This window comes from Cupriavidus sp. HMR-1 (genome assembly GCF_000319775.1).
In the GTDB taxonomy this organism is placed as follows: Bacteria; Pseudomonadota; Gammaproteobacteria; order Burkholderiales; family Burkholderiaceae; genus Cupriavidus; species Cupriavidus metallidurans.
Window position 1 is genome coordinate 1 of sequence record NZ_ANKP01000003.1, and the last position, 1,744, is coordinate 1,744.

The 1,744-nt window shown below is 64.6% G+C and carries 3 protein-coding genes; all 3 read right to left on the reverse strand.

What is annotated here, in order from left to right; genetic code table 11:
• Positions 1-592 (reverse strand): lipopolysaccharide transport periplasmic protein LptA (lptA, locus tag D769_RS00055; protein WP_008640714.1); only part of this gene is annotated, 592 nt, incomplete at its 3' end.
• A gap of 62 nt (positions 593-654) precedes the next feature.
• Entirely contained in the window at positions 655-1,281 is a 627-nt protein-coding gene (gene lptC / locus D769_RS00060; protein ID WP_008640716.1) for an LPS export ABC transporter periplasmic protein LptC, read from the reverse strand.
• Positions 1,282-1,284: 3 nt separating this feature from the next.
• On the reverse strand, positions 1,285-1,744 hold a 460-nt coding region (locus D769_RS00065; RefSeq protein WP_040010797.1), incomplete at its 5' end, for a CBS domain-containing protein.

A 1,744-nucleotide genomic window follows, 5' to 3' on the forward strand; every position in this document is an offset into this window, starting at 1 on the left:
GCGCGCTGGCCGGGTTCGCGCGCGGCGACAGCACGGCGCGCACGCGGCCAGAAGGGTTCCCGGCGGACGCGTTGTTATCGCCGCCGGTTGCGGTATAGAACTCGTTGCGGCTGTCGTACGTGATCACCGCGCCGCGGATTTCGTCCAGGATCTTCGCGCCGACACCGGAAACACGCGCCGCGCGTGCATTGCCGATCAGCTTGTTGATCTCCGACTTGCCGTCATATTCGATGCGGTCGCCCCAGCCGTCGATGTACTCGTCCACGCCGTCGCGTTTCTGGCGGATATAGGCCTGGCGGCCCGGCTTGGAGGTGGCGATGGCGTACTGGTAACCCTCGGGGTCAGTGCGCAGTTCGGCGGCGTCAGACTTCAGCACCATCGTGCCCTTGGTCAGCACCACGTTGCCGGTCAGCGTGTAGATCTGCTTGACGTCATCATAGCTGGCGTTGTCGGCTTCCAGCACCAGCGGCTTGGTCTGGTCCGCGCGCTCGGCGAAAGCAGGCTGGGCCAGGAACAGGCCGATGGCGGCGATGGCCGCCATCAGGGCGGGCGCGGTGCGGCGACAGGACGATGTCGTCAGGGAAGCAGTCATTTTTGGCTTTGCTGAAAGGGAAAGGCAGCAGTCAGGCGGACGGCGGGGCGCAAATCCCGATGTCACTGGGCACTGGCCTGCCCCGGCGAATTCATGATGATGGTGCCGCGAACGTTACCCAGCAATTGTACTTCGCGGGTGACGTTGTTGAAGATCAGGCCGTTGGCGTTCATTACCGACGGTCCGCGCGTCAGTTCCACGGGCTTGTCTGTCTTGACGATGTCGTCGTTGATCAGCAACTGAAAGTACTGCGACGCCGCCGTCATGCGCGGGTCCTTCGACACATCGGTACCCGCCTGGCGCACGATGAACGCATTGCCGTACAGGTCGATGATCGAGCCCTCGGCATTCATCACGCCGCGATTCGCGTTGGCGGTAACCGGCGGGCGATCCGGCTCGTAGTTGCGCATGGCCGGCGTGGTCACCTCGTAGGTCTGGTCGTCCTCGAAATGGACCATCTTCACGCCGGTGAAGCGGATCTTGGTGTTGCCATCCTCGGCCAGTTCCGTGGCCGAGAAGCGGTCCATATAGTAGTCAGGGACGTGTCGCTTGACCTGTGCCTGCGCCGTGGCTTCGTGCGGCGAGTTGATCTGCACGAGCCAGAACGTGCTGCCGGCAACGATCGCCATCAACAGCAGCGGCAGCAGCCGCATGATCAGGCCGGTGATTCTGGACAGGAACTCTGGCATTGATCAGATGACCTTGGCCCGGGTCAGATCATGGATGTGGAGCGCGCCCGCCAGGTGGCCGTCGTCATCGACGACGAGCAACTGGTTGATGCGGTTCGTTTCCATGATCTGCACGGCTTCCACGGCGAGCTTGTCGAGATGCACGGTGTGGGGGTTGCGGTGCATGACCTCGCCGATCGGCACGGTCTTCCAGTCGCGCGGCGTTTCCAGCAGGCGGCGCAGGTCGCCGTCGGTGAACACGCCCACGGCGCGGCCGTCGGGGTCCACCACGGCGGTCATGGCCATGCCCTTGCGGGTGATTTCCATCAGGGCCTGGGCCAGCGGCGTGCTTTCACGTACCGCGGGCACCGCATTGCCAGTGCGCATCACGTCGCGCACGTGGGTGAGCAGCTTGCGGCCCAGCGCGCCGCCTGGGTGCGAGCGCGCGAAGTCGTCTTCGCCAAAGCCGCGCGCGTCGAGCACC